This is a genomic window from Bradyrhizobium rifense, from assembly GCF_008123425.1.
Classification (GTDB): domain Bacteria; phylum Pseudomonadota; class Alphaproteobacteria; order Rhizobiales; family Xanthobacteraceae; genus Bradyrhizobium; species Bradyrhizobium rifense.
In genome coordinates, this window is sequence record NZ_VSSS01000037.1 from 133923 (window position 1) to 157841 (window position 23919).

The following is a 23919-nucleotide window of genomic DNA, read 5'->3' on the forward strand; positions in this document are numbered from 1 at the left end:
GGCAAAACTTATTGAAGGGGTAAAATGAGTAAAAATGCTACGAGGATTTTCGGGCAATCAAAGGGCTGCCGTGGCGTACGCATTGGATTGCGCGGCCAAATGGCACTCCTCGGGATTTCCGGGGTCCTCGTCACCGGTGCAATCTGCGCCGCCGCCCTGAATTGCGCGAGCCTCGTCCAGAGCGCGTCGAACGACAGCAACCAATTCAAAGCCGATGTCGTATCGTTGTCGCAAAGCTTCCTCGAGTCACGACAAATCGCGAGCGACTTCCTGCGCAAGCCCAGTGAAGTGTCGATCAAGAAGTATGCGGACAATTATGAACGGCAGCTCGCAGACTTGAGTCGCATCGAAGTATTTGTGACGGGGTTGCCGGAGGATGACCCGCTGAAGCAGGCGACCTCCCTGCGGCCGGTGATTGGTCTCTATGCAACGCGCTTTCATAACCTCGTGGCAGCGCAAGCAACCTCGGCTTCAACGAAGAGGACGGATTTCAGGGCAAGCTGCGCAAGGCCGTGCACACCGTCGAGCAACGGCTGGCAGAGCTGAACCAGCCACGCCTCACGATCTTGATGCTGATGATACGCCGGCACGAGAAAGATTTCATGCTGCGCGGCGAAGACAAATATGGCGATCAACTGGCGGACCGGGAGGTTGAATTCGAAACCGCGCTCGCTCAGGGCGGCCTACCCGCAGAGCTGAAATCCCAGATCCTCGAACTGATCCGCGCATATAAGTCGAGTTTTATGTCGTTCATGGTGACGCAGCAAGCGCTGAGCGACCAGGTCGACGATCTCGCACAGATCTACGACCGTATCCGCCCGGCGCTCGTGAAGATCATGGCTGCCGCTGACGCGCGCTCGCGGGCTGCGGACATGCGAGCTGAAGAAATTCGTCGGAAGCTGATCTGGGTGATCGGGCTTGCAACGACGGTCGTGGGCCTGCTCGCCTTACTGTTCGGCCAGCGCATTGCCAAAACGGTCGCTTCGATGACGGCAGCCATGCGCCAGCTCGGCGACGGTCGGTTCGATGTGGTTCTCCCGGGCCTTGGCCGAAAGGATGAGCTTGGCGAGATGGCCGAGGCAGTCGAAATGTTCAAGCTGAGAGCTCGCGAGAAGGCGCAGGCCGACCTCGACGCAAAGGCCGAACAGGATCGTACCGCTGCCGAGCAGCGTAAGGCCGATATCGCCCGGCTCGCCGGCGAATTCGAAGCCGCCGTAGGCAAGGTGATCGACACTGTTTCGTCCGCCTCCACAAAACTTGAAGTCTCCGCACGCAGCCTCACCAGTTCGGCTGATCACAGCCGGCAACTCTCCATAGAGGTCGCCTCCTCATCGGAGGATGCGTCTGAAAACGTCCAACGTGTCGCAGCCGCGACGGGCGAAATGGCGGCAACCATCGTCGATATGGGCCGGCGGGTCGAAGAAGTGGCCAATATGGCGCGCGGAGCGGTTCGCAAGGCCGAACTCAGCGACCAGCGCATGGTTAATTTGACGGCCGCGGCGGAGCGGATCGGCAGCGTGGTCCAGCTGATCGCCGCGATCGCGCGGCAAACGAATTTGCTCGCGCTGAATGCGACGATTGAAGCCGCGCGCGCCGGCGATCGTGGCCGAGGTTTCGCGGTTGTCGCCCAGGAAGTGAAATCGCTCGCGACGCAAACCGCGCACGCGACTGTTGAGATCAGCGAGCACATTGGCGGCATTCAGGCCGCGACGACTGAGTCGGTCGGCGCGCTTACCGAAATTGGCGTCATCATCAGCCGCATCTCGGAGATCGCCATGACCGTGGTCGATTCGATCGGGGAACAGGAGGCGACCAGCAAGAGCATCGCGTTCAATTTGCAGGAAGCGGCGGCCAGGACGACCCAGGTGGCAGCGAGCGCCGGTGAAGTCACCAACCGCGCAAAGGATACCGGAGCGGCTTCGATGCAGGTGCTGATGTCTGCCGAACTGCTATCTGAGGAAAGCTCTCGGCTGAAGCACGAACTAGACAGCTACCTGTGCAGGGTTCAAGCGGCTTAAATCGGCGCGTCAACGTCGCAAGCTCTCCACGCCTGAAATTCGACCTTTCTTCCGAAGCCAAGTTACCCCATCTGCTCTCGGATCGGCGTGTAAATGCTAGGTGTTCAATCGGACCGAGTCTCTTAGAGCTGCAAACGCGGGAGCGCCGAACACTCCTGCGGTTCTCATGCGCGGTTTCTTTATCTCCGCCGCAAGACGGCGGAGCGAGCCGTAACCACGCTGGAAAAATGCTTTCCTTCCTAACAACAGCAGGAATAATGCGCTGGTTTTGAATATTAATCTATGTGCTAACGGGTCAACCGGCGCAACGCAGCGATTGCTGCTCTCTCTTCTGCGGTGCAATCGAGGGTATTTCATGCGCAATCATGACTTTGTTTCCGGAAGCTTCCTGGCACTGACCGCGGCCGGGCTCGCGCTGCTCTGCTCGAGCCTGCTCGTCTTTGCCTTCGCTTAGGGGCTGCATCCGACGACGAGGAACCGATCGACATCGAGCATATGGAATTGTGAGCCGATGGTCGTGCTGCGGTGAAGGACGCTGAACGTCGGCATCCAGTAGGCGTTCTGCAGCATTGGCGGCTCCGCGGCAAAGCCGCCGTTTCTAAGCGGTTCGATTGATATCATGTCCTCTGCGAGGAAGATCGTCGCCTCATGAAGGTGACGGTATTGCCGGTCAGTCGCTGTAATTGTCGGTCGCTGGAGCGCCGTCGGCCCAAGCCGACAGTCGTGGGTGAAATCCGCCGACAAACGGCATCGGAACGCGGAATTCCGGCGTCAGTGCCGCGCCATTGCATTAATCAATATCGCTATATGGCTACTGTGTAGAGGCGAACGTGACCATTGCACGAGCCGACGTTTGTGAAGACCGGCAAAGTACAATGCCGGCGGCTAAACCAATTCCGATTGGACGAAGCAGCAAATGATCTGGCTGCAGACAATCTGATGCGCTCGGGAGCGAAGTAGTCCGATCTGAGCACAGGTCCACTGCGACGGATCAGCTAGTCCGGAATGGAAAACGAGGTGGCTGAAGCCATCGGCATGGTGATGCAACTCCAGCCAGGACGGCAGGACTATCTTGTTTAAGGCCGCAACCAGACACCCGTCCGGACACGACCTTGATGGCAGATGTCTGCACGGATGGACCTTGCTCCTCGTGAGCGCCACGATGGCGGTGCTTGCCGGCGTCATGGCTGCGGGCGCGGCCGACTGCCCGCGTAAGGACGCGCTCGGGACCTCGCGCGTGCTCGTCGTTGACGCCAAGACATATCCGCGGGTCGGACTGAAGAGCTTTCGCCAGACGCTGCCCTTGGCCGACCACGAAGTTGTGCTGACCTTCGACGACGGGCCCCAGCCGCCGTACACAGAAGAGGTGCTGGCGGCGCTCGCGCAGGAGTGCGTCCGAGCCACGTTCTTCCTGGTCGGCAAGTCGTCGGCCCAATTTCCCGAGCTCGTGCGGCGCGCCGCTGCGCAAGGCCACACCATGGCGCACCACACTTGGTCGCATTCGATGGCGTCGAAGATCAGCTTCGAGAAGGCAAAAGAGGACATTGAGCGTGGGATTGCGGCCGACGAAACGGCGCTCCATGGCGTATCGACGATGGCGCCCTCGACGCCGTTCTTCCGCTTCCCCTATTTCGACTCGACCCCTAAGACGCTCGAGCTACTCCAGTCTCGGGGCATCGTCGTGTTCGGAGCGGACCTGTGGGCCAGCGACTGGGAGGAAATGACGCCAGACCAGGAGCTGAAGCTCATCACCAGCCGGCTGAATGCCGAGGGGAAGGGGATCATTCTGTTTCACGACGCCAAGGCACATACCGCCGCGATGATGCCCGCCTTCCTACGGTACCTGCACGACAACGGCTATCACGTCGTTCACATTGTTCCGACCGCGCCGCTGCAGAGGAATGCCGACACGCATTGATAGCGGAATGTCACGGCGGCTCAGAATGGAGTAATCCCGAATCAAATGATGGAGGAGGAATCGCGCCTGAGCCGTTTCGGGCAGGCTCCGTCATAGGCGGGCTACGAACTGACGTAGTAGGTTACTTCAGACGTCTACCCCATCCTTGCCGTTTGCGCGCTGGCAGGAGTGCTAGGCGCGCATAGCCCGGTATCTTCGTCGTGCAGCACCTACCTGATTCTGGAATCGCAGAAGCCCACCGCTTGATCGATGATCTAAGCGATCTTCTGCTGAAATGCCGTGACCGGCTCACGCTGTAACGCGTGTCCGCAAGCATTAGAAGAGGTCTTCCAATCAAACAGATCGTAAAGTGATGCAAAGTGAACGACAAAAACGATCTCGCGCGACACAGCCCGACGATGCTCTCATAACGCATTTAACGGCAATGCGATGGCAGGCCGTGAACCCGGCTCATCAGGACGGGACGTTGTCTATTCGGAGAACACGAGAGAAGCCGGCCTCAATCCCGCGCTCAACGACCAAGTTGCACGCGTTCGTCGGGCGTCCGTGATGTTCTTCATCGCGCGGCAACAAATGGCGCGTCCGATTTGAAATTAGAAAAACGAATTATCTAAACACTACCAAAAACAGTGTGCCTTGGACTCGCGCGTGCCACGATTCTCTGAGAGCATTGATCTCAGGCAAGGAGGAGGTCGGGGACGCTCGTGATGCCCAACAGCATCTTCGACAAGGTGAGTAAATTCAGTCATTACCGCGGCCCGATGAGCGTTCGTTCTGCGACGCGCGCAGCCATTGCGATGGCGCCGTCGAATGTGATTGCTCGAGACTGGATCCGGCAAATCGCTGGTCGGCCTGCCGCTCGAGCGTTCTACGAGGGGGAGAGTAGTCCAAATCCGTGAGCCTGTTCGCAAGCGGTCAGCCTCGCTTGTGTAACGTCCGAGCATGAACACGATGCCCCGATGTGGGGCGACACGCGAGTCCAAAGAAGAAGAGACTGCTCCGTGCGACCATCACGATAATCGACAAGTATCTTTCGATTTTCTGAGAGATTTTTAGCTTAGCTAGGAGCGACACAAAGACGCTATCACCTCGGTATGAACTACGACGTCATCTGACCTTCAACCGTGCGGCATATCTGTTTTGGATCGGGTGCTGCGGCAGCCTCCTGCCCCGATGCCGCCGCTGGACCAGGTCGTATGTTGGTTAAACTTGGAAGAGGATATGACATGGTGACCACGCGTGAAGTCTCTATCGATGACGCCACAACGGTGACTCACATGGTTGCTGCCCTACTTGCCGAACTTGAGGGCGGACAAAAGCAGGGCGGACTAGATACCCGGCTTGTTGTCGACCTCCTGGCCATGAAAGAGCGGGTCTATGGGTTTCTGGCCTTCACGGAGGCGCGCCCGGTCGGTCTCATCATGTTGTCGGAAAGCGCCGCCCTTTTTGCGGGCGGAGCCTACGGTATTATTACCGAACTCTACGTGGTGCCGGATCAGCGATCGTCTGGGGTTGCGATGCGCCTCATTGAGGCTGCGGTGGGCTTGGGTACGGCAAAAGGCTGGGGCCAGCTCGAAGTGGGGGCGCCGAGGCAACCCATTTGGAGCCGTAGCCCGAACTCAGCATTGTACCTGAAGGCCGGTTTTGCAGAGATTGGCCCACGCCTCAAGTTGCCGTTACACGGCTTAGCCAGTCAACGGGCGAAACGTAATGCTGCAGGGAGATCGCGGTTAAATCAACGGCGGCAACGCGCAACAAGCCGTTGTATCCCGGATGCGTCTTCTACAAAATTTGCGTGAGCGTCGATTTGCCGGCGCCCGATTAATTCGCGATGAGGTTTGTAGCGCGGGGTTTGAGTCCGGCCGACAAGTCAGAGAGCACCGGCGCATCTCAAACCCCCATTTTTAGTGAGCTGATCCGCGTGCCCAGCTCAAAGGGACACGACGCCCTGCGCCACGCAGGGGGCCGGCCTCTGCGCGGCGATGAGCCTTCTGTAAGGGCGGAACGCTGGCCAGTCTCCCAAGGCGTACGGATGGGACGGCTTACGAAAGGCTCACGAGCCCGCCCCATCCATTGACCTGTTCTTGACCGGTTTCTTCGCAGTCACTTGCGCTGGCGTCGCACCGATGAGCTGTTCGTACAGGAGAGGATCTGTTGCGCCCTCGGTGTTGATCAGAAACACCCGTGCATTGGGTCCAAGACCAAGGTTGCCACGCAAGGTCGGGTCAGAAGCAGCCTTCAATAAGGCGGCAAGGCCAACACCACCACTTTCGCCTGCGACGACGGCGGGATCGCCATCCTTCGGATTTGCCAGACGGTTCATCACGCTGATTGCGTCCTCGTCGTCGACAGTCATAAAAGCATCCGCTGTGCGTGAAAGGATGCGCCAAGCGACGAGCGAAGGTTCGTAGCATTCGAGCATCGCCATCACGGTCGATTGCCCATGAGCTACCTTGACAGAATGCCCGGCCCGCGCGCTTTCGTAGAGGCATGCTGCCCGCGAGGGATCAACAACTGTGAAGAACGGGCGGTCGTCGTCGAACAGAATTGATAGATGTCCAGCAACGGCTGCGGCGATCCCACCGACGCCTGCCTGGATGAAGACGTGTGTCGGCGGCTCCGGCAACTGGCGTAGTGCTTCGCTCACAAGGGCGGTATATCCCTGCATTACAAAGCGCGGGATCCGCTCATAGCCAGGCCAGGACGTGTCAGACACTGTAATCCAGCCTTCTTGAGCCGCAACTCGGGATGCTTGGACGACAGAATCGTCATAGTTGCCGTCGACACGGATCATCTGCGCGCCAAAGCGGGCGATGGCGGCGATGCGCTCGTTGCTCACGCCTGAATGAACGAAGATGGCGCATTTTGCGCCCACGAGCTGGGCACCTTGAGCAACGGATCTGCCATGGTTGCCATCCGTGGCGCAAGAGACCGTCATACCTCTTGCCACGGTCTTTACTTCAGGTGTGTGCAGCTCGGACGCGTCAACATCGCGGCCGAGCTGCCGAGTTGCTTCCTCGAGCACCAGACGGATCACTGCATAGGAACCGCCCAAGGCTTTGAAACTCCCAAGCCCGAGACGTTGGCCTTCGTCCTTTAGATGGATCGAACCCACTCCAATCTCGCGGGCAAGGCCTGGCAAAGAAATAAGAGGGGTTTCCTTGTGACCATCGCGAAGCTTGAGAAACCGCTCGACCTCGCGAGCGGCTTCGACGCTCAACGTGTCGGCGTCCGAGGCATCGAGGGGCGTGCGGTGGTCGATGTGTTGGTTGAGGAGAAACATGGTTTGGCTTTCTTGCCTCGTCGGGAGCGCTTTGCATGGAAACTATTTACGAAAATAAAGTTCCGCATTCGAGAATCATTTTGTGCAAGATTCGCTCATATCTGAGGGCCCCTTGATCAACTTGGATCGCTCGAGCCGAAAGTCGCAAACGATACGGCGCGCTCTGCAGCAATAGAAAAGCGCCCTATTGGCGTCATAGCTGGCAGCGGATCCGCTGCTTCCTGAACCCGTCACAACCAGCGCGCCTTGTGTCGTGCAGACCGACCACGACCATCTTCGCCCGCGCTGCTCTAAGGAAATAGTGAGGGTTGGAATTCGATCAGACATTGATCAAGACAGCACGCCCACTCAAGGCGCTTAGTTGTTTTTGGTCCTCAAGACTCTAGAGCGACTTTCAAGCAAGCTTTCTCTAGGCGATGCCCGAGTGCCGTGAGCCTATCAGCGAACTCGGTCAATTCGCTAGTGCCGAAATCACCAAAAACAAATTCATCGAGTGCTTCCTGTTCTGCGGCGACGCATCGCGAGATGCTTGGAAGTCTTGTCCGTCAGCGACAGCTGTACGACCCGGCCATCGCGTGTGCGGGGGCTTGCGCCCAGGAAGCCGTCTTTCTCCAGCAGCTTTGATTGGCTCGTCACGAACGAAGGGTCAATGCATCAATTTGGACACCACGTGGACCGGGACAACACCGCCATGCTGCGCACCCCGCTCGACCGGCCGATCGGTCCGCCGTAAGATCCGGGGCCGCCTTCGAAGATGTCTTCGGCAAAGCGCTCGCACCGGCCTTGCAGACCCAAATGCTGCGCAATTATCGGACCATCGATGTGGTGAAATCCGTCGAAGGAAGCGCTCGAACGCGGAATTTAAGCGTCAACGCGGGACTCGTTGCATTTATCAATATCGACATGTCGTTACTGTACAGCATCGAACGTACCCCTGTTTCACGAGCCGACTGTTGCGTAAGCCCCAATTGGCGGTGCTCGCTGCCTCCTGCCCAGCGTGGTATACGTCTGCGAAAATCCACCAAATAGGTCTCTGTTCAATTGGAGTTCGCCTTGGGACGTTTCTACTTTCACGTACGTGCCGGCGACGAGATTACGCTCGATGAGGAAGGAACAGAGCTGCCAGATTTATCTGCGGCTGAGGATGAGGCCGTATTAGCTGCGCGCGAGCTTCTAGCCGAAGCGATCAAGAGCGGTACGCCAGAGGTGTCGGAGGTTTTGGTCATCGCAGATGAGGTGGGGCGACCGCTCAGTACCGTACCCCTCGAAACCGTTCTGCCGAGGTTCTTAAAGAAGTAGGGTGCCTGTTGGAGTCTGAGCATCATCCCGACAGTATTGCGGGTCCCGAGATCCTTATCGCAGAGTTATCGGCTTGCCATACGGCCCCGCCGCGCTATCCAAACTGCTGGATGATGGTCCGACCAACAGAAGCGTCGCTCGAACGAGCGTTGGATCCTCATAGGCTATCTCTTCAGGCGAACGCCCCTTCAATCTCCGATTCGTGATGCCTCGTTTCGCTTCACTCCCCACGACACGTGGAAGCAGATCTTCCTTTTAAGGTCGCACCCCGCTTGCCCGCGGACACGGCTGCGCAATCAACGACGTTTAGGCGTTTGCCCCTTAACAGGCGCCGGATTAGCCAAGGCTGAATGTCAAATAGAGCAGGATCACGGCCACGCCGACTGTCCAGCCGATCGACGCGGCGAGAGCCCATACTTGGGTCGGCATCGGACGGCCTTTCCCGATGAAGCTAACGAAGAGACCGCTGGCGCTGGACAGCGATCTCTTGGACCCCGCCTCAATGCGTCTTCGAGATGAAAGCTCTTACTCAGGGTCCGCCATAATCAAACGCCGGACTCGCCACCCTGTGAAGTCAAAAAAACGAATTCGAGGCCAACGGAACAATTGTGACCTTGCGAGCGCAACACACCTAACAAGCTAGGCCAGCACCGTGGAAAGTTCTTCCTCGGGCGGAAGCCAACCGATTTGGCATAGAAATGAGTGACTGTGCCTCGCGCACAGGCCGGCGGTAGTGTACCGTCCGCGTAAGTTCGTAGCATAATTATTACAGTTGTTTCGGGTATCCTGATCGAAGGAGCTGCCCGATGCGAACCGGACGCCCAAAGGCGACACTCACGATATCGAGCGACAAACGCACGCATCTTTTGGCCATAACGCGGTCGCGCTCTTTGTCGGCGGCACTGACATTGCGGGCGAAGATCGTGCTGGCATGCGAGCGCGAGCCCAGCAACGACGTCGTGGCGACGCGGCTTGGCGTCGGCCCCCATACGATCGGCAACTGACGCAATCGCTTCATCACCGATCGGATCGAGGGGCTCTACGACGAGATGCCGTAGCGGCAGGCCCCCCACGGTTGAGGATGAGGCGGTGGCCGAGTTGATCACTCAGACATTGGCCCGCAAGCCCAAGGCTGCAACACACTGGAGCGTGCGCGCCATCGCCAAAGAGTACCGGGATTGCCAAGAGCGCCGTCCATCGCGTGAACGGGTTGCGAAAGATGCGTTCAGATCTTTGTCGTCGTCCTTGAATTGTTTCAGTTCATCTCAGGAGTTTAGTTCAGCCTGTAGGCGAGCTTTTTCCAGCCGATGCCTGACTCCGCTGAGGCAGCTAGCCAATTTGGCGAATTCCTTGATGCCGAGATAATCAAAAACAAACTGATCGATCTCTTCCTGCTGTGCCGCGATGCTCGCAAGACGTTTGCGAGCGTTGTCTGTTAGCGACAGGTGTACGACTCGGGCGTCCTTCGTGCAGGGCTCGCGCCGCACAAACCGTTTATTCTCGAGCTCCTTCGAATGCTTCGTGATGAAGGCCGAACCCACCTCCATTAACTTTGCAACCACGTTGACCGGAACCCCGTCATTCCGTTCCAATTCGGTCAGCGCCATCAGGATCATCATTTGCGGTCCAGTAAGTAATACCGAGCGCATTCGCCTGGAAATAACGAAGTGCGTCCAGACACACATTGATAGATCTGATCTCCCAGGTGAATCGCCTAAGTACATCCTGACCCGCGGCAGAGCCCTTTCCGAGCCGTGTTGTTCGATTAGGCAAATTCGGCGCCATCGGATCTTAGGAGCTCCATCGTTAGAGTGTTCCGCGCCAGCAGAGTTCAACAGAGAGGATTGATGTTTGGCCGACCGACTCGGCCGGCCACGCGCTAGATGTCAGCTCGATGAGCTGCAGTCCCCCCGCTCGTTCCCGATGCGACTTTCTCGCTGGAGCTCCAACGCATACGTCGCAATTTCACACAATCGCGGTGGTGAAATCCTTCAAAAACTTGCATGTAAACGCAGAAGTTAAGCGTCGCGGCAGGTCAGACGTAAGTAACTGCCACGTACATAGCCCAGAAAGCGCGAAGACATCGCTTCCCACAAACCCTTTCAAGCTCCGCGCAATCGTACGAGCTGAATGGCGAGACACTTCCATACGCCTGAGGTGCTGGCGTTCGTCAGAAGAACAACAGGGCAACTAGCACCCCCACTTTCTCGCGAGCTTCACGCGTCGAGACGAGGCAGGTCCAGATCTCGCCTTCGCCGAGTCGTTCTTCCTTGCCGTCGAGACTTGATTACTCCCACCGGCTAAACCCGGCGCGACAACTCACAATAAGATGTCTGGATGGCACGGCCGCGGAAGGACAGATCTATTCGCCGAATCCGTGAGAACCTGGTTCACCGGGAGTGAACCTCGCTCAGACCCCGGCTTCCTTTGAGGAGCATAGATAAATCTCTCCTCACTTGCGCCTTCGCCGTCCGGCGACCCAATGAAAGCGACCCGTTAGGCTTCTGTTGCGACATCGTCAAATCAGTGTTGTCAGGCGAATTATGCGATGGCCTGAATGGCGTTGGAGAAGATGCTGGCCGGCCGGCTCAGGCCGTAATGATCGCGCAGCGTTGTGCCCGTGTAGTCGTGCCGGAACAGGCCGCGCTTGCGCAGAATGGGCACGACCTGCTCGGCGAAGATGTCAAACCCGCCGGGCAGCCAGGGCGGCATGACGTTGAAACCATCGGCTGCCCCGTTCTCGAACCAGGTCTGGATGTTGTCGGCGATCTTCTCCGGCGGTCCGGCAATCACCCAATGGCCGCGGGCGCCGGCCAGGCGCTGCACGAGCTGACGAATCGTCGGCTTCTCGCAATCAACGATGTCGATCACCAGCTTGAAACGGCTGGCGACGCCGCCGGCGCCCTCGGTATCGATCAGATGGCGAGGAAAGGGGCCCTCGAGGTCAAACCCGGAGAGGTCGAGACCGATCATCTGGCGCAGCTGGGTCAGCGAAAACTCGGGCTGGATCAGCTCGTTGGACTCGTCCTGCAACCGATCGGCCTCGATCTGCGTGCTGGCGATGAAGGGACTGATGCCGGGCAAAATCTTGATCTGATCGGCACTGCGGTCGAAGGCGCGCGCCTGACGCTTGATGTCGGCATAGAATTCCTGGGCGCTCGCCAGTGTCTGATGCGCGGTGAAGATCGCCTCGGCGAAACGCGCTGCAAAGGCACGTCCGTCGTCGGAAGAGCCGGCCTGGACATAGACCGGTCGTCCCTGCGGCGTCCTTGAGATGTTGAGGGGTCCACGCACGCGGAAATGCTTTCCGATGTGATTGATCGCGTGGATCTTGCCGGTGTCGGCGAAAACACCCGAGATGGGGTCGTTGACGAGCGCGTCGTCCTCCCAGCTGTCCCAAAGCCGCGTGATGACGTCGAGATATTCCCGCGCCCGTTCATAGCGTTCGTGATGCGGAGGATGCTCGGGCAAGCCAAAGTTCTGCGCGGCCTGCGGCGTGCTCGTTGTCACGATGTTCCAGCCGGCCCGGCCGCTACTGATGTGATCCAGCGAGGCGAACAGCCGCGCGAGGTTGTAGGGCTCGGTATAGGTCGTCGATGCGGTCGCGATCAGGCCGATCCGACTGGTAACGGAAGCGATCGCAGTGAGCAGGGTGATCGGCTCGAGCCGAAACCGCTGGGCATAACGGACATTGTCCGCCAGCGCCGGACCATCGGCAAAGAAGACCGCGTCGAACTTATGCGCTTCGGCGCGCTGCGCCAATTCCTGGTAGTAGCTGACGTCAAGGATACGGTTCGCAGCGGACTTCTTATGACGCCAGGCAGCCTCGTGATGACCATCCGGATAGATAAAGAAGTTGAGAGAAAGCTGGCGTCGTTCGCTCATGTGTTGGTCCGTGCATTGGGAGCTTTAGCAAGCGAAACTCTACGTCTGCAGTCACACTGATGTCGATGAAATGAATTTGCATTGTTGAGTTGGATGCAAGCATGAAGCTTGCGCGCAGAGCGCCAATGAAAAACCAGGGCAGTCGTCACAACGAGAAGCGGCGGCAGCTGGCGATTTTATCGCGTTTCTGGACGAGAAGTGCGTTGCGCCGCGTCTAATTACGTTCCTCTTGCAGCCGGGCGGGCGGTCATCGTTGCGAATATTTCAGTGTCAGCATCGACGGCGAAGCGTTCGTTGCCTGTCGCCGAAAACAAAGCTGGTTTCGTTTCATTGACTGACGATCGATCGCTCGTACCATTAAAGGCCTCAACGCGAGGTCGTTTCATCATGCTCCAATCCGAACCCAGTGACCGATGTCCCGGCTCGGGCCGTCTGCCGGAGCACGTTGCGCCCGACTAGGGCCCCTAGCCTGAAATGATTTGATCTATCTCCGCCGTCGTTTCCGCGACCGGCGCATGGCGGAGCTTTTTCCACGGGGATCGCAGTGACGAGAGCACGACCATGAGCAACACGACAACCATCGATAACGCCATTCCGCGCGCCGACATCGTCAAGCGGGCGGCGAGGCTCGGCGCCGAGATCAAGAACATCAAACTGTCGGGCGATCTTTCGGACGGGACCATCCTTGCCATCAATCAGGTGCTGCTCGAACACAAGGTCATCTTCTTCCGGGACCAGGGACATCTCGACGATGCCGAGCAGGAGCGCTTTGCCATCAGGCTCGGCAAGCTGGTGCCCCATCCGACGGTCGGTGCGATCAAGGGCACGACGTCGATCCTGGAGCTGGACTCGGGCCGGGGCGGTGGCCGCGCCGACCAATGGCATACCGATGTCACGTTCGTCGACGCCTATCCGAAAATCTCGGTGCTGCGCGGCGTGGTGATTCCACCCTACGGCGGCGATACCGTCTGGTCGAACACGGCAGCCGCCTATCTCGGCCTGCCGGCGCCTCTGCGCAAGCTCGCCGACGAACTGTGGGCCGTTCACAGCAACGCCTATGACTATGCCGTGAAAACGCGGGCGACCGAGGCGGACAAAAAGCACTTCGACGAGGTGTTCACCGGAACGATCTATGAAACCGAGCATCCGGTGGTGCGCGTCCATCCCGAGACAGGCGAGCGCACGCTCGTGCTCGGCAATTTCGTGCAGCGCTTCGTTGGCCTGCCGAAATCCGACGGCCAGAAGCTGTTCGACCTGTTCCAGTCGCATGTCACGGCGCCGGAAAACACCGTTCGTTGGAGCTGGGAGGCCGGCGACGTTGCGATCTGGGACAATCGCGCCACGCAACACTACGCGGTCAACGACTATGGCGACCAGCACCGCGTTGTGCGCCGGGCCACCATCGATGGCGATGTACCGCTCAGCGTCGACGGTCGCCGCAGTGTGACGCGCGTCAAGACATCCAAGCCCCAGACCGCCAAAGCCGCTTGATCCTGATTAGCTCACGAGAGTCACAATGATGAACGCTATACTTCGCTTGCTTCCCGCAAGGCGCGCCGGGTTGGGACGGGCCACCCGCAACACGTTGCGGGTTTTGTTGGCGGGCGCCGTGGCGCTCGGCCTCACGGCCCCGGCATTCGCCGAGCCGCCGCTCGAGAAGACCGAGATCCGCTACCAGGGATCGGCCGGGCAGGTGACGTTTATCGAGCTGGCCGAGGACCTTGGCTATCTCGCCCCGCTCAAGCTCAAATGGGTCGGCAACACCATCAGCGGGCCGCAGGACATCCAGACCGTCGTCACCGGCGATATCGACATCGGCGGCGCGTTCTATGGGGCGATCCTCAAGTTGATCGCGGCGAAGGCGCCGGTCAAGGCGGTGGTCGGCTACTACGGCTCCGACGCCAACACCTATTACGGCTACTTCGTGAAGGGCGACAGCCCGATCAAGACCGCGCATGACCTGATCGGCAGGAAGGTCGCGGTCAACACGCTGGGCGCACATTTGGAGTTCGTGCTGCGCGAGTACCTGGCTAGGTCCGGCCTCAGCGCTGGTGAAGCCAGGCAGGTCACGCTGGTGGCGATACCGCCGGTCAGCGGCGAGCAAGTGTTGCGCCAGGGCCAGGTCGAGGTCAGCGCGCTGGGCGGTGTTCTGCGCGACAAGGCGCTGGAGCGGGGTGGCATCCGCTCTCTCTTCAACGATACCGATCTGTTCGGCCAGTTCACCGGCGGCGCCTATGTGCTGCGAGAGAAGTTCATAAAGGACAATCCCAATGCCTCGCGCAAGCTGGTGGAGGGGATTTCGCGGGCCGTCGAATGGGCCCAGACCACACCGCCGGAAGAGGTGCGGGCCCGGTTCGACAAGATCATCGCCGAGCGCAAGCGCAACGAGGATGCCTCCTCGATCAAATACTGGAAGAGCACGGGCGTTGCGTCCAAGGGCGGCGTGATCTCGGACAGCGAAATCCAGGTGTGGATCGACTGGCTGGTGAAGGACGGCCTGTTCAAGCCGGGTCAGGTCAAGGCTTCCGACACCTACACTAATGCGTTCAACTATTTCCGTCCCGGAAAGACGGCGGAGGCCCGATGACCTCCGTCAAGATCCGTTTCGAGCATGTCCGCAAGGAGTTCGTCCTGCGCGGCGAGGGCGGCGGACCAGGCCGCCACTTTATCGCTCTGGAGGACATCACGCTCGATGTTCGCTCCGGCGAATTCCTCGCCCTGGTTGGCCCAAGCGGCTGCGGGAAATCCACCTTGCTCGATCTGCTGGGCGGGCTCACGCTACCGACCAGCGGCCGGATTCTGCTCGATGGCCGGCCGATTGCAGGACCCGGTCGGGACCGCGCCATCGTGTTCCAGCAGTATGCGCTGTTTCCCTGGCGCACCGCCGCTGAGAATGTCGAGTTCGGGCTTGATATTGCCGGGCTCAAGGCCAAGCAGCGGCTCGACATCGCGCGGCATTTCCTCGACCTGGTCGGGCTGTCCGGTTTTGCCGACCGCTATCCGCATGAGCTCTCCGGCGGCATGAAGCAGCGTGTCGCGATCGCGCGAAGCCTCGCCTACGATCCCGAGGTGCTGCTGATGGACGAGCCGTTCGCCGCGCTCGACGCCCAGACGCGCGAGACGCTGCAGGGCGAGCTGCTGCGAATCTGGCGCGCCACCGGCAAGACGATCGTCTTCATCACCCACGGCATCGACGAGGCCATCGTGCTCGGCCAGCGGGTGGCGGTGATGACGTCGCGTCCGGGCCGGATCAAGCAGATCATCGACATTCCGGACGTGCTGCGCAGCGAGGCTGACGACGTGCGCTCGCTGCCTGAGTTCGGCCGCGTGCGCCACGAGGTCTGGAGTCTGTTACGCGACGAAGTCTTGAAAGCGCAGCAAGGACAATTGGCCGCCGGCGCTGGTGCGCGCGCCGATCGCAAAGTGGAGGAGGTCACCCATGTCTAGCCTCGATATGCTGACATTGCTGGAGGTTGCGCACGAGCGCCGAGAGCCACTCACCAGCGTGGAAAGCCCGGCATCGCCGGTGGTGGACCGGATCCGCGCCGCGGCCCGCGGGCTGGCTGCCTTCGGGCACCGCTCGTTGCTGCTGATTGCCCTGTTGGCGGCATGGGAGGTGGCGCCGCGGCTCGGGTTGATCGATCCGGTGTTCCTGCCACCCTTCTCGGAGGTGATCGCCGCGGGCTGGCAGCTTGCGCAAACCGGCGAGCTCTATGATGACGTCTCCGCCAGCCTGCTGCGTGCCATGAGCGGATTTTTGATTTCGGTCGCATTCATTGTCCCGTTTGGCGTGGCCGTCGGCTGGTATGCCCGGCTCGGCGATCTCGTGAACCAGCTCATCGAGATCTGCCGCAACACGGCGCCGCTTGCGCTGCTGCCGGCCTTCATCCTGTTGCTCGGAATCGGCGAACTGTCGAAGATCACGATGGTAATCTATAGCTGCGCCTGGCCACTCCTGCTCAATACCATTGCCGCGGTGAAACAGGTCGATCCGTTGCTGATCAAGTCGGCGCAGACCATGGGTGCAACCCGGCAGCAGCTGTTTCGCAAGGTGATCGTTCCGGCGGCGCTTCCCACTATCTTCGTCGGTATTCGCCTGGCCAGCGCGTCGGCCATGCTGGTGCTGGTTGCGTCCGAAATGGTCGGCGCCAAGGCCGGCCTCGGCTATCTCATCATCAACAGCCAGTACAGCTTCCTGATTCCGCAGATGTATTTCGGCATCCTCGGCATCACCGTCATCGGGTTGGCGTTCAATGCCATTCTGGAGGCACTGGAGCGGCGCTTCATGCGGTGGAAGGCGCCAGTGACGGCATGAGATTAGGGATCAGGCGCCGCTCGGAACGTTCCGCGCGGTGGCCTGCGTCACCATGCTGCTCGGCGGCACGTCGCGGATCAGCCAGGCATTCCCGCCGATGGTCGATCCGCGGCCGATCGTGATTCAGCCGATGGTGATACGGCCAAGGATCGTTTCGCCGACGTAGATCACGACGCCGTCGTCCAAGATCGGGTGGCGGGTGTCGCTCCTGATCACGTTGCCTTTGTCATCCGTCGGAAAGTCGCGCCTCGAGCGTGACCGCCTGATAGATTCAGACATTGTCGCCGATAGTGGCCGATCGTGCCCCCCGGTGCCGTAATCGATGAGAAGCCGGTGCGAGCGCCCTGGTGAATATCGGTGCCGATCGGCCTGGCGCAATTGAAAACACGTGAATTGCGGAGCCTATGTCAGCGATCGATGACTTTTTATAATGTCATCGATCGCTGTCATTTACAAATTGTCAACGAACGCCAACATATGTTAAAGTAAGCGAACGTTGACATTTGGAAATCCCATGCTCGTACGCACACCGGCCGAACTCGGCGCCGTCCTTCGCGACCGGCGCAAGAAGCTCAAACTCGATCAATCGACTTTTGCCAAACGCATTGGCGTCAGCCGCCAATGGGTGATCGAAGTTGAGCACGGTCACGCGCGCGCTGAACTCGGTCTGATCCTTCGCGCCCTTGACGCCCTGGACATCCGCCTGGATGCGAGCACCGAACAAGCGCCGGCCCGCGGGGCCACCAGGCCAGCCGTCGATATCAACGCCATCGTGGCCAAGGCCAGGAAGAAAAAGGCATGACGAGCGAACTTGTTGCTCTGCTGGATGGTCGGGAAATCGGCCGCGTGCGCAATGACGCCCGCGGCCGGCTCACCTTTGTCTATGACAACGACTGGCGCCAGGCCGAAGGAGCCTATCCGCTGTCGCTGTCCATGCCGCTCGCGGCCGAAGAGCACGGTCCTTCCGCCGTGCAGGCCTTCCTCTGGGGACTCCTACCCGACAATGAACGCGTGCTCGAACGGTGGGCCCGAAGATTTCAGGTGTCCGCGCGCAACGTGTTTGCCCTTATTTCCCATGTCGGCGAGGACTGCGCTGGTGCCGTTCAGTTCGTCACGCCCGATCGGCTGGAGGCCTTGCGAAGCGGGGCCGAAGACAAGGTCGAATGGCTTGATGAGACGGCGATCGCCAAACGCCTGCAGACCTTACGTGAGGATCACGCCGCCTGGCGGTTGCCGCGCGATACCGGACAATTCAGCCTTGCGGGTGCCCAACCCAAAACCGCCTTGCTTCTGCAAAAAGGCAAATGGGGAATTCCCTCCGGGCGCATCCCGACGACGCATATCCTCAAACCGCCGACCGGCCATTTCGATGGACACGCGGAAAATGAACATATCTGCCTCATACTCGCCCGCAATCTCGGTCTGCCCGTCGCCGACACCCAGGTGATGCGCTTCGGAAAAGAAATCGCCATCGTCATCGAGCGCTACGACCGGCAGTTCAGTGGGAACGAGATTGTCCGTGTCCACCAGGAGGATATCTGCCAGGCGCTCGGGATCCTGCCGACCAGAAAGTATCAAAACGATGGCGGACCAAGCCCTGCCGACGTGATCGAGCTTTTGCGCACCTACTCCACGGATCGCGTCGTCGACGTTGACACGTTTGTCGACGCTCTAGGCTTCAATTGGCTGATTGCGGGAACGGATGCTCATGCCAAGAACTATTCGCTGCTGCTGGCCGGCGGCCCTCACGTACGACTCGCCCCCCTCTACGACATCGCCAGCATTCTTCCCTACGATGACATCGATCTGCAGAAGATCAAGCTCGCGATGAAAATCGGCGGTGATTACAAGCTCAGCCAGATTGGTTTGCGCGATTGGCAGAAATTCGCACGCGAGACGCGCCTCGATCCTGACAAGGTGATCGCCGGACTGATTTCCATGGCCGAGCAGCTTCCGGACATTGTAGCCGCCGTACGGGAGCAAGGGCGGAAAGACGGATTGGACAATGCCATCATCGGGCGCCTCGCCGAGCACTTGATTGCCAGAGCCAAGCAATGCCGTCGACAGCTCGGTGGGATATAGTTCCGACTACGGCCGCCAGCAGAATGATGATGTTCGGCAGCAAGGCGTCGATCATCATAGTCGACATGTCGTTGTCGACGCCAACGGCAGCACCACCGCGATCGGCATGCCGATGTCGATGTCGACTACGATCGGTGGTTGCTCGCGATCGGTGGCAACCGCGTAGCCGCTGCGGGTGGCATGACCCTACGGCATGTCCTTTCAGGGCTCCGGCAGAGTACGATTACTCTCCGCGGGCTTTTCCAATTCGGCGGTCCGCTTGTAGGTCCTCTTTTGGCACGACTCCTATCCGCCCGGCAGTCCCGTGGACACGGCTGCGCAATCACGGCGTTTCGCCCCATTTAAGGGGCGCTGGATTAGCCAGGGCTGAAGATCAAACAGAGCAGGATCGCGGCCACGACGGCTGTCCTGTCGGTTGGTACGCGACGTCTTGAAACACGGTCCAGATCGGGGCCTAGCGCCTTGGCGCGGTTCGCGTCGCGCTGTATGGTCCGTTCTGGTTTTCCTGTCTTGCGGCGGTATCGGAAGTAAAAGACGCCACGTTGGCATCTTTTTCCCGCGGCGCCCGGTTGCGCCGTGCTTCGTCTCCGGATGCACGGCTCCATATGCCGCTTCCGCTTCGCGATCAGTTCAGTGCGCTGCGCTGCGGTCAGGTCGCGGCGGATCAGGCTTCGTCGATGCCGGTCAGGGACGCCTAATGGGAAACACAGCAAATTTCCCCAGACTAGGAACACCAGCCGGCGCCGCGAGGTTCTTCCGCCGTAGGTTAGCACTTACGGAGTTCTCTTCGATGGCTACTCAGATCGTGATGGACCACACAGGCGACAGCAGACACTTTTTTGACCAAACCGCCCTCGAGGGGCTGGCCAAGGCTGAGCGTCGCTTTAAGAAGTTGACAGACCAAGGATTTACCGCTGCTACTCGGACGGCAGTCGGCGATCTCAAGGCCGTACGGACATTTGATCCGACTGCGGACGAGACGCTGTTCTATCCGCGCCTCGTCGGCGGCTAACCACCCTCGCGGCACGGCAAATGTTTTTGTTCAGGCGCAACGGCGTCGGCGGTAGTGCGCGTTTGCGCGCCCTGCGTTCGCTGTATTGGAGCTTCTTCGAGCAAAAAGGGCCGGAAGCGCGTGCGCGGCGTCTTTTGCGCGATTGGCTATCTCCGGATCAGCGTGCGCAGTTTGATGCCGAGGGTTATTTCGATGTCACGGGCTCTCACACCGGCCGACGATATCGAATTCATCAGGGCACCATGAGCAATGTTTTGGAACTTGATGAAGAAAGACAGCCTAAGATCGGGTGGTGTTTCGTTCCCGAACGGGCCCTGGCGGCTGGCGATGTGATGCTCGCGCAGAAGATCGCGCTCGAAACCGACGAAGCCGCAGTGCTCGCGCTTGCCCACCGGTTTTCTCCGAGAGTGCCATCCCTGCCCCGAGTAGTGCGGCGTGCTTACTAGACCGCCCGCGGGCGGGGCCGCCGCTTGTGACAGCGGCGGCCCCTTGCCGCGAAGGCAGCGTTTACGCGATACATCGGCACCTCCGCGACTACAGGTAGGCTCGACCCAGAAATGGCCTCCTGCAATGTAATCTACTAGTTAGCCTTACCGGGCGGCGCGGTGCGGTCCTCTCTCGTGATGGTCTCGACATCCGTCATGGTTCGGGTGAACGCTTCGCGCAGTTGCTCCGCGTGAGTAGGGCTCTCTGGTTCAGTGAGATATGCAATCTTGATCAGCAATCTGTTCAGCAGATACGTAACGCGCAAATTTTCTGAGTGCCGGCTTCGCACAGCGATGATCTGCCGACGCATCTCGGCGAGATCGAGCGCTTCTTGTTTTGACGGCCTCTTCAAAATCGCACTCGCGGGCGTGCTGGGGCAAACGAAACCGCCGCGCCGAATATGATGGCGCGACGGCTTCGCCTGGGGTGTTCCCGGACAGGGCAATGTCCGGTGCGCAAAGCTAACCCTCCGACGCGTCGCCGCAATCAAAGCGTCAAATTAAGCTTGATATCCGCGCTGGAAGTTAATTCGGGAACCGAGAAGCCGCATCGGAAGGTTCTGAGCCGGTGAATGTCCAAGAAGGAACGTCTAGGCCTGCGTTGGAATTCCTGACTGAACAACAGCTGCGAAACTGCGATGCGCTGCTATATCTTCACGCTCTACGACTGCGGTAGGACACTGAACGCGCAAGAGATCGACTGCAATAACGCCGAAGAGGCTCTACAGCTGGGCTCTCCCGCGGTGGCGAACGACCCTGTCGAGGTTTGGTGTGGTCCACGGCGTCTCGCCCGCTTCGAACCGGAGCGGAGGCAGGAGCGGCCGCTTTCGCGCCTGCGCGAGCGCTTGATCGTAGCCGAACGCCGTCTTCACGAAGGCGAGCAACACATCAGTGAGCAAGAGAGGGTCATCGCCCAGCTCAAGCGCGAGGGACGTGATCTTGCTCTCGCGTTTTCCATTCTCGACACCCTGATTGAGACCCAAAAGGCTCATTTGCAGGAACGGGACTTGCTCGTCGCAGAAGTGGCAAAGCGGTCTGGATAGACGGGCTCGCGCACTCAACGCCCGTCGGGGCTGTGCCCCAGGCGACGACGGTGGACCGTCCTACTGTTCAGGATTGCCGATGTCGAACGCGCCTAGACGGTAATCTTCGCCCACCGATTGCTCAGTGGTCGGCCGCGTGATCAAGGTGAACGTCGCATCGGGGTAGCGCGTCCACACCTCAATGTCCTCTGAAGTGACGTTTAGATATCCAAAAAAGCACCTATATCGACCCGGCTCCGTTACCCGGCCGATTTTGTCCCAATTGATCTTGTTAACGCGCATCGCTAGCTCCACTCGTTCTCAGGCAGCGAACCGGGCGGAGGTTTAAGTTCTTCGAGGCCGGCTTCGATCAGCGCCAATTCATCTTGGATCGCTGTTACTGCGTTTTCTGGGTTGATGCCTGATACGGCTTGCAGCTGGGCGAGCACCTTGCGACGATGTGCCAGCAAGTCTGTCAGCGCGCGACGGTCCCGCACCTTCACGTAGCCAGCGACGATCAATTCCATGGCCTTTGACATGTTCGTCGTTTCCCACCGGCTTGCGGATTATCGGGGGCGGCTAAGTTCTGTCAGACTGGCTTCGGTCATACGATATTCCACACCTTCGCCGGTTGAGCGTCGCTCCATCCATCCGTTTCGCAAAAGAGCGAGCGTTGTTCCTGGATGATCGGGAAGCTTCGAAGAAGACACCCAATCGCGGTCACGAAGAGGATCGAGCATTTGCCGGTGAAACTGATTAAAAAGCGGCCTGCGCTTTTCCTGCCGACCGATGCCTTGACGTATCGTTCCAAGCGGGCGTTCGGTTTCCATGCCCGTTTGTTGCCATCGCATCGTTTACGATCGGTTACGGATCGGGAACAGCCGGCAATCTTTTCTAAATGGTTCATGGATATTGTTCTGCGGCATGGATCACGAGGACGCATCCGCTTGGTTCGTTCCGGCTCTCAGGCGAAGCTACGCTCGTCTAGCAGCGTGGATGACGCGCGGTAATCGCGTGCTTAAGCCCGGCCGCTTGCCGGCGCCGCCGCGCTCAGAGCGGCCAGCTCGCTTTCCCGACCCGCCGCGGCGGCCAGCGCCGCCGCGGATTTAGGCATTGCAGGCATCGCGAATGACGAACGATCGCACATCGACGAGTCCGTGGTTGCCGGACGAAGAGGCGGAATTGCTCTCGCTGTTTGGCGCAGGTGCCACAGCTGAGGAGGTCGGCGAACGGCTAGGCCGCACCCGACAAGCGGTTCACGCTCGCTTGCAGCGCTTTCAAAAACAGCGAGGGCGGGCGAGTAGGACGAGCGGGAAAGTCTTTGCTCAGTTAGCAGAGTGATCGAGTGACGGCCATCGATCTCTAAGGTCGCAAGATCACACTCGCAGCGGATATAGGGCAGCGAGCCGATCCGATCGCATCGTCCGTTCGCCCCCGCGCTGAAGTAGCCCTCAACCGGTACATCGAAGGTTCAATTGCATCCGCTTCAAAAGGGGCGAAGCTGTAGGCGATCGCATTGAGGTCGACCAATGACCAGCCCGACTGATGACGAATTGCGTGTCGCGATCTCTGCCGCGATCGAGCAATGGAAGACAGCGCGCCAGCTTCCCCACCTGTCGCCGAACGATTGTGAGACGTTGAACAAGTTGATCATCACCGGACTTCAAACCGTGCTGTTCCAGCGTGCGAAGGCCTTCGACAAGTGCTAAACCGGACATCTTGATAGACCCGGTGGAATTCGACGACGCGACTTTACTCGAACCCGAAAGCCCGCCTTCACCCACGCCCTTGCTTGGATGTGCCCGGCCTTCATGGAGCTTTCCTTGCTCCACCACGCGGTGAATTTGTGTGCCGCTGCCGGAAGCTTTCTCCAAAGTATTTCTTCCATTTCGGAGAAGGTCAGCCGAACGATTTGTCCACGCTCAACAAGCGCTGATGCAATGGTTTGTAGATCGATTTCGGAAGCTCATGGTCTCACCGCAGGCTAGGCGAACATGGACGGTCCTGGAGCAAGTGCGTGCCGAGCTTCCGCACGGTGGCGATCATGAGAGCCGGAAGTACATCGCCGAGCAGTTGATCCAACCGGCTGAGGCAGGGCAAAGTACCTTGACAACAGACAATCGGGCTGAGCGAGGGCGCGGCCGGGGCTGGCTGTTGGCGGGGGGCCTCCACCCAAGACGCTCCCGTCGTTGAAGGGATCGCTTCATCGCTCGCCTACCACCACCTTGTCTCTTGCTCTTTTATATTCGAGCAACTGCGACACCGCATCGTAGGAATGATACCTTGCGTAGACGCTCTTTGCATTCCTCTCGCGAAGATCGGCCAGAGCATCAGCCCAATAAGCGACCATGGCGCGCCGAACTCCGTCGAGGGCGAAGATGCGTTCGGCATTTGCAAAATCCTCGTCGAAACTCACGCTTACTGCACGTTCAGCAGCTTTGTAGTCGGCCGGTTGAACATCCCCAGCACGTTGGCCGAGCCACATGATCGTTTTGGGATACTCCAAAATGAGACGGTCAAGCACGAGGTAGTGCGAGAACTTTCCGTCCGCAGGCGTTCGAGTGCTGAAAGCGACTTCGTGAGTGGCACACCGTCGCTGA

Annotated in this window: 24 protein-coding genes and 1 pseudogene; 16 read left to right on the forward strand and 9 right to left on the reverse strand. The window is 59.4% G+C overall.

Going from position 1 to position 23919, the window contains the following annotated elements; all coding sequences use genetic code 11:
- Positions 1 to 24 precede the first annotated feature (24 nt).
- The 5 genes from FXB40_RS24615 to FXB40_RS24630 all read left to right on the forward strand — a co-directional run bounded on the left by FXB40_RS24615 (position 25) and on the right by FXB40_RS24630 (position 5735).
- Positions 25 to 546: a hypothetical protein gene (locus tag FXB40_RS24615; protein WP_148774760.1), complete on the forward strand. Its 522-nt coding sequence runs from the start codon at positions 25 to 27 to the stop codon at positions 544 to 546.
- Positions 513 to 2018, forward strand: coding sequence for a methyl-accepting chemotaxis protein (locus FXB40_RS24620; protein WP_148774761.1), 1506 nt, complete (start codon positions 513 to 515; stop codon positions 2016 to 2018). The genes FXB40_RS24615 and FXB40_RS24620 overlap by 34 nt, the downstream gene beginning before the upstream one ends.
- Before the next feature lie 1162 nt (positions 2019 to 3180).
- Positions 3181 to 3936 carry a polysaccharide deacetylase family protein gene (locus FXB40_RS24625; protein ID WP_187437114.1) on the forward strand — a complete coding sequence of 252 codons (756 nt, stop codon included), beginning with the start codon at positions 3181 to 3183 and terminating at the stop codon, positions 3934 to 3936.
- Between the two features lie 707 nt (positions 3937 to 4643).
- Positions 4644 to 4835, forward strand: coding sequence for a hypothetical protein (locus FXB40_RS48735; RefSeq protein ID WP_210352182.1), 192 nt, complete (start codon positions 4644 to 4646; stop codon positions 4833 to 4835).
- 327 nt (positions 4836 to 5162) lie between these two features.
- Positions 5163 to 5735, forward strand: a complete 573-nt coding sequence (locus FXB40_RS24630) for a GNAT family N-acetyltransferase (RefSeq protein ID WP_148774763.1) — start codon at positions 5163 to 5165, stop codon at positions 5733 to 5735.
- A 254-nt stretch (positions 5736 to 5989) separates the two neighbouring features.
- On the opposite strand, the gene FXB40_RS24635 is transcribed toward FXB40_RS24630, so the two are convergent.
- Positions 5990 to 7219: a diaminopropionate ammonia-lyase gene (locus FXB40_RS24635; protein WP_148774764.1), complete on the reverse strand. Its 1230-nt coding sequence runs from the start codon at positions 7217 to 7219 to the stop codon at positions 5990 to 5992.
- A 1053-nt stretch (positions 7220 to 8272) separates the two neighbouring features.
- Here FXB40_RS24635 and FXB40_RS24640 point away from each other — a divergent pair.
- On the forward strand, positions 8273 to 8518 hold the full coding sequence (locus FXB40_RS24640; protein WP_148774765.1) for a DUF6894 family protein: 246 nt from the start codon (positions 8273 to 8275) through the stop codon (positions 8516 to 8518).
- 766 nt (positions 8519 to 9284) lie between these two features.
- On the opposite strand, the gene FXB40_RS24645 is transcribed toward FXB40_RS24640, so the two are convergent.
- From FXB40_RS24645 to FXB40_RS24655, 3 genes are all read right to left on the reverse strand, one after another.
- Positions 9285 to 9539, reverse strand: coding sequence for a hypothetical protein (locus tag FXB40_RS24645; RefSeq protein WP_187437115.1), 255 nt, complete (start codon positions 9537 to 9539; stop codon positions 9285 to 9287).
- Positions 9540 to 9783: 244 nt separating this feature from the next.
- Positions 9784 to 10137, reverse strand: coding sequence for a MarR family winged helix-turn-helix transcriptional regulator (locus FXB40_RS24650; RefSeq protein WP_246207900.1), 354 nt, complete (start codon positions 10135 to 10137; stop codon positions 9784 to 9786).
- Positions 10138 to 11059: 922 nt separating this feature from the next.
- The gene (locus FXB40_RS24655) at positions 11060 to 12403 is read right to left on the reverse strand and encodes an LLM class flavin-dependent oxidoreductase (RefSeq protein WP_148774767.1); all 1344 of its coding nucleotides are present in this window, start codon (positions 12401 to 12403) and stop codon (positions 11060 to 11062) included.
- A 561-nt stretch (positions 12404 to 12964) separates the two neighbouring features.
- Here FXB40_RS24655 and FXB40_RS24660 point away from each other — a divergent pair.
- The 9 genes from FXB40_RS24660 to FXB40_RS24710 all read left to right on the forward strand — a co-directional run bounded on the left by FXB40_RS24660 (position 12965) and on the right by FXB40_RS24710 (position 21340).
- Positions 12965 to 13894 (forward strand): TauD/TfdA dioxygenase family protein, encoded by a 930-nt coding sequence (locus FXB40_RS24660; protein ID WP_148774768.1) that lies wholly within the window; start codon positions 12965 to 12967, stop codon positions 13892 to 13894.
- 25 nt (positions 13895 to 13919) lie between these two features.
- Positions 13920 to 14990: an ABC transporter substrate-binding protein gene (locus FXB40_RS24665; protein WP_246207902.1), complete on the forward strand. Its 1071-nt coding sequence runs from the start codon at positions 13920 to 13922 to the stop codon at positions 14988 to 14990.
- Complete coding sequence (locus FXB40_RS24670; RefSeq protein WP_148774770.1) at positions 14987 to 15850, forward strand: ABC transporter ATP-binding protein; 864 nt, start codon at positions 14987 to 14989, stop codon at positions 15848 to 15850. Before FXB40_RS24665 ends, FXB40_RS24670 begins: the two co-directional genes overlap by 4 nt.
- Entirely contained in the window at positions 15843 to 16718 is an 876-nt protein-coding gene (locus tag FXB40_RS24675) for an ABC transporter permease (RefSeq protein ID WP_187437116.1), read from the forward strand. The genes FXB40_RS24670 and FXB40_RS24675 overlap by 8 nt, the downstream gene beginning before the upstream one ends.
- 514 nt (positions 16719 to 17232) lie before the next feature.
- Complete coding sequence (locus FXB40_RS24685) at positions 17233 to 17520, forward strand: helix-turn-helix domain-containing protein (protein ID WP_148774771.1); 288 nt, start codon at positions 17233 to 17235, stop codon at positions 17518 to 17520.
- Positions 17517 to 18800, forward strand: coding sequence for a type II toxin-antitoxin system HipA family toxin (locus tag FXB40_RS24690; protein WP_148774772.1), 1284 nt, complete (start codon positions 17517 to 17519; stop codon positions 18798 to 18800). The genes FXB40_RS24685 and FXB40_RS24690 overlap by 4 nt, the downstream gene beginning before the upstream one ends.
- A 790-nt stretch (positions 18801 to 19590) precedes the next feature.
- A complete protein-coding gene (locus tag FXB40_RS24695) occupies positions 19591 to 19812 on the forward strand; it encodes a hypothetical protein (RefSeq protein ID WP_148774773.1) in 222 nt (73 codons plus the stop codon).
- Positions 19813 to 19832: 20 nt separating this feature from the next.
- Complete coding sequence (locus FXB40_RS24700) at positions 19833 to 20258, forward strand: hypothetical protein (RefSeq protein WP_148774774.1); 426 nt, start codon at positions 19833 to 19835, stop codon at positions 20256 to 20258.
- Between the two features lie 677 nt (positions 20259 to 20935).
- Positions 20936 to 21340 carry a hypothetical protein gene (locus tag FXB40_RS24710; protein WP_148774775.1) on the forward strand — a complete coding sequence of 135 codons (405 nt, stop codon included), beginning with the start codon at positions 20936 to 20938 and terminating at the stop codon, positions 21338 to 21340.
- Between the two features lie 60 nt (positions 21341 to 21400).
- Here FXB40_RS24710 and FXB40_RS24715 read toward each other — a convergent pair whose 3' ends face one another.
- From FXB40_RS24715 to FXB40_RS24725, 3 genes are all read right to left on the reverse strand, one after another.
- Positions 21401 to 21622 (reverse strand): hypothetical protein, encoded by a 222-nt coding sequence (locus FXB40_RS24715; RefSeq protein ID WP_007600502.1) that lies wholly within the window; start codon positions 21620 to 21622, stop codon positions 21401 to 21403.
- Between the two features lie 2 nt (positions 21623 to 21624).
- Positions 21625 to 21858: a hypothetical protein gene (locus FXB40_RS24720; RefSeq protein ID WP_148774776.1), complete on the reverse strand. Its 234-nt coding sequence runs from the start codon at positions 21856 to 21858 to the stop codon at positions 21625 to 21627.
- Positions 21859 to 21923: 65 nt separating this feature from the next.
- Entirely contained in the window at positions 21924 to 22226 is a 303-nt protein-coding gene (locus FXB40_RS24725) for a hypothetical protein (protein ID WP_148774777.1), read from the reverse strand.
- Positions 22227 to 22848: 622 nt separating this feature from the next.
- Here FXB40_RS24725 and FXB40_RS24730 point away from each other — a divergent pair.
- Entirely contained in the window at positions 22849 to 23028 is a 180-nt protein-coding gene (locus FXB40_RS24730) for a hypothetical protein (RefSeq protein WP_007600516.1), read from the forward strand.
- Here FXB40_RS24730 and FXB40_RS50430 read toward each other — a convergent pair.
- Positions 23025 to 23276 (reverse strand): DUF7662 domain-containing protein, encoded by a 252-nt coding sequence (locus FXB40_RS50430; RefSeq protein WP_430648007.1) that lies wholly within the window; start codon positions 23274 to 23276, stop codon positions 23025 to 23027. The genes FXB40_RS24730 and FXB40_RS50430 overlap by 4 nt on opposite strands.
- Positions 23277 to 23522: 246 nt before the next feature.
- A pseudogene (locus tag FXB40_RS24735) lies at positions 23523 to 23919 on the reverse strand (GIY-YIG nuclease family protein); the annotation flags it as partial.

Bases quoted from the DNA above. Each gene is read 5' to 3' on its own strand.
- FXB40_RS24710 (WP_148774775.1), top strand. From the start codon at position 20,936: ATGCGCTGCTATATCTTCACGCTCTACGACTGCGGTAGGACACTGAAC.
- FXB40_RS24660 (WP_148774768.1), top strand. From the start codon at position 12,965: ATGAGCAACACGACAACCATCGATAACGCCATTCCGCGCGCCGACATC.
- FXB40_RS24690 (WP_148774772.1), top strand. From the start codon at position 17,517: ATGACGAGCGAACTTGTTGCTCTGCTGGATGGTCGGGAAATCGGCCGC.
- FXB40_RS24625 (WP_187437114.1), top strand. From the start codon at position 3,181: ATGGCGGTGCTTGCCGGCGTCATGGCTGCGGGCGCGGCCGACTGCCCG.
- FXB40_RS24665 (WP_246207902.1), top strand. From the start codon at position 13,920: ATGATGAACGCTATACTTCGCTTGCTTCCCGCAAGGCGCGCCGGGTTG.
- FXB40_RS24685 (WP_148774771.1), top strand. From the start codon at position 17,233: ATGCTCGTACGCACACCGGCCGAACTCGGCGCCGTCCTTCGCGACCGG.
- FXB40_RS24615 (WP_148774760.1), top strand. From the start codon at position 25: ATGAGTAAAAATGCTACGAGGATTTTCGGGCAATCAAAGGGCTGCCGT.
- FXB40_RS24725 (WP_148774777.1), bottom strand. From the start codon at position 22,226: ATGAACCATTTAGAAAAGATTGCCGGCTGTTCCCGATCCGTAACCGAT.
- FXB40_RS24695 (WP_148774773.1), top strand. From the start codon at position 19,591: ATGGCTACTCAGATCGTGATGGACCACACAGGCGACAGCAGACACTTT.
- FXB40_RS24730 (WP_007600516.1), top strand. From the start codon at position 22,849: ATGACCAGCCCGACTGATGACGAATTGCGTGTCGCGATCTCTGCCGCG.
- FXB40_RS48735 (WP_210352182.1), top strand. From the start codon at position 4,644: ATGCCCAACAGCATCTTCGACAAGGTGAGTAAATTCAGTCATTACCGC.
- FXB40_RS24715 (WP_007600502.1), bottom strand. From the start codon at position 21,622: ATGCGCGTTAACAAGATCAATTGGGACAAAATCGGCCGGGTAACGGAG.
- FXB40_RS24650 (WP_246207900.1), bottom strand. From the start codon at position 10,137: ATGATGATCCTGATGGCGCTGACCGAATTGGAACGGAATGACGGGGTT.
- FXB40_RS24635 (WP_148774764.1), bottom strand. From the start codon at position 7,219: ATGTTTCTCCTCAACCAACACATCGACCACCGCACGCCCCTCGATGCC.
- FXB40_RS24675 (WP_187437116.1), top strand. From the start codon at position 15,843: ATGTCTAGCCTCGATATGCTGACATTGCTGGAGGTTGCGCACGAGCGC.
- FXB40_RS24655 (WP_148774767.1), bottom strand. From the start codon at position 12,403: ATGAGCGAACGACGCCAGCTTTCTCTCAACTTCTTTATCTATCCGGAT.
- FXB40_RS24670 (WP_148774770.1), top strand. From the start codon at position 14,987: ATGACCTCCGTCAAGATCCGTTTCGAGCATGTCCGCAAGGAGTTCGTC.
- FXB40_RS24630 (WP_148774763.1), top strand. From the start codon at position 5,163: ATGGTGACCACGCGTGAAGTCTCTATCGATGACGCCACAACGGTGACT.
- FXB40_RS24720 (WP_148774776.1), bottom strand. From the start codon at position 21,858: ATGTCAAAGGCCATGGAATTGATCGTCGCTGGCTACGTGAAGGTGCGG.
- FXB40_RS24700 (WP_148774774.1), top strand. From the start codon at position 19,833: ATGTTTTTGTTCAGGCGCAACGGCGTCGGCGGTAGTGCGCGTTTGCGC.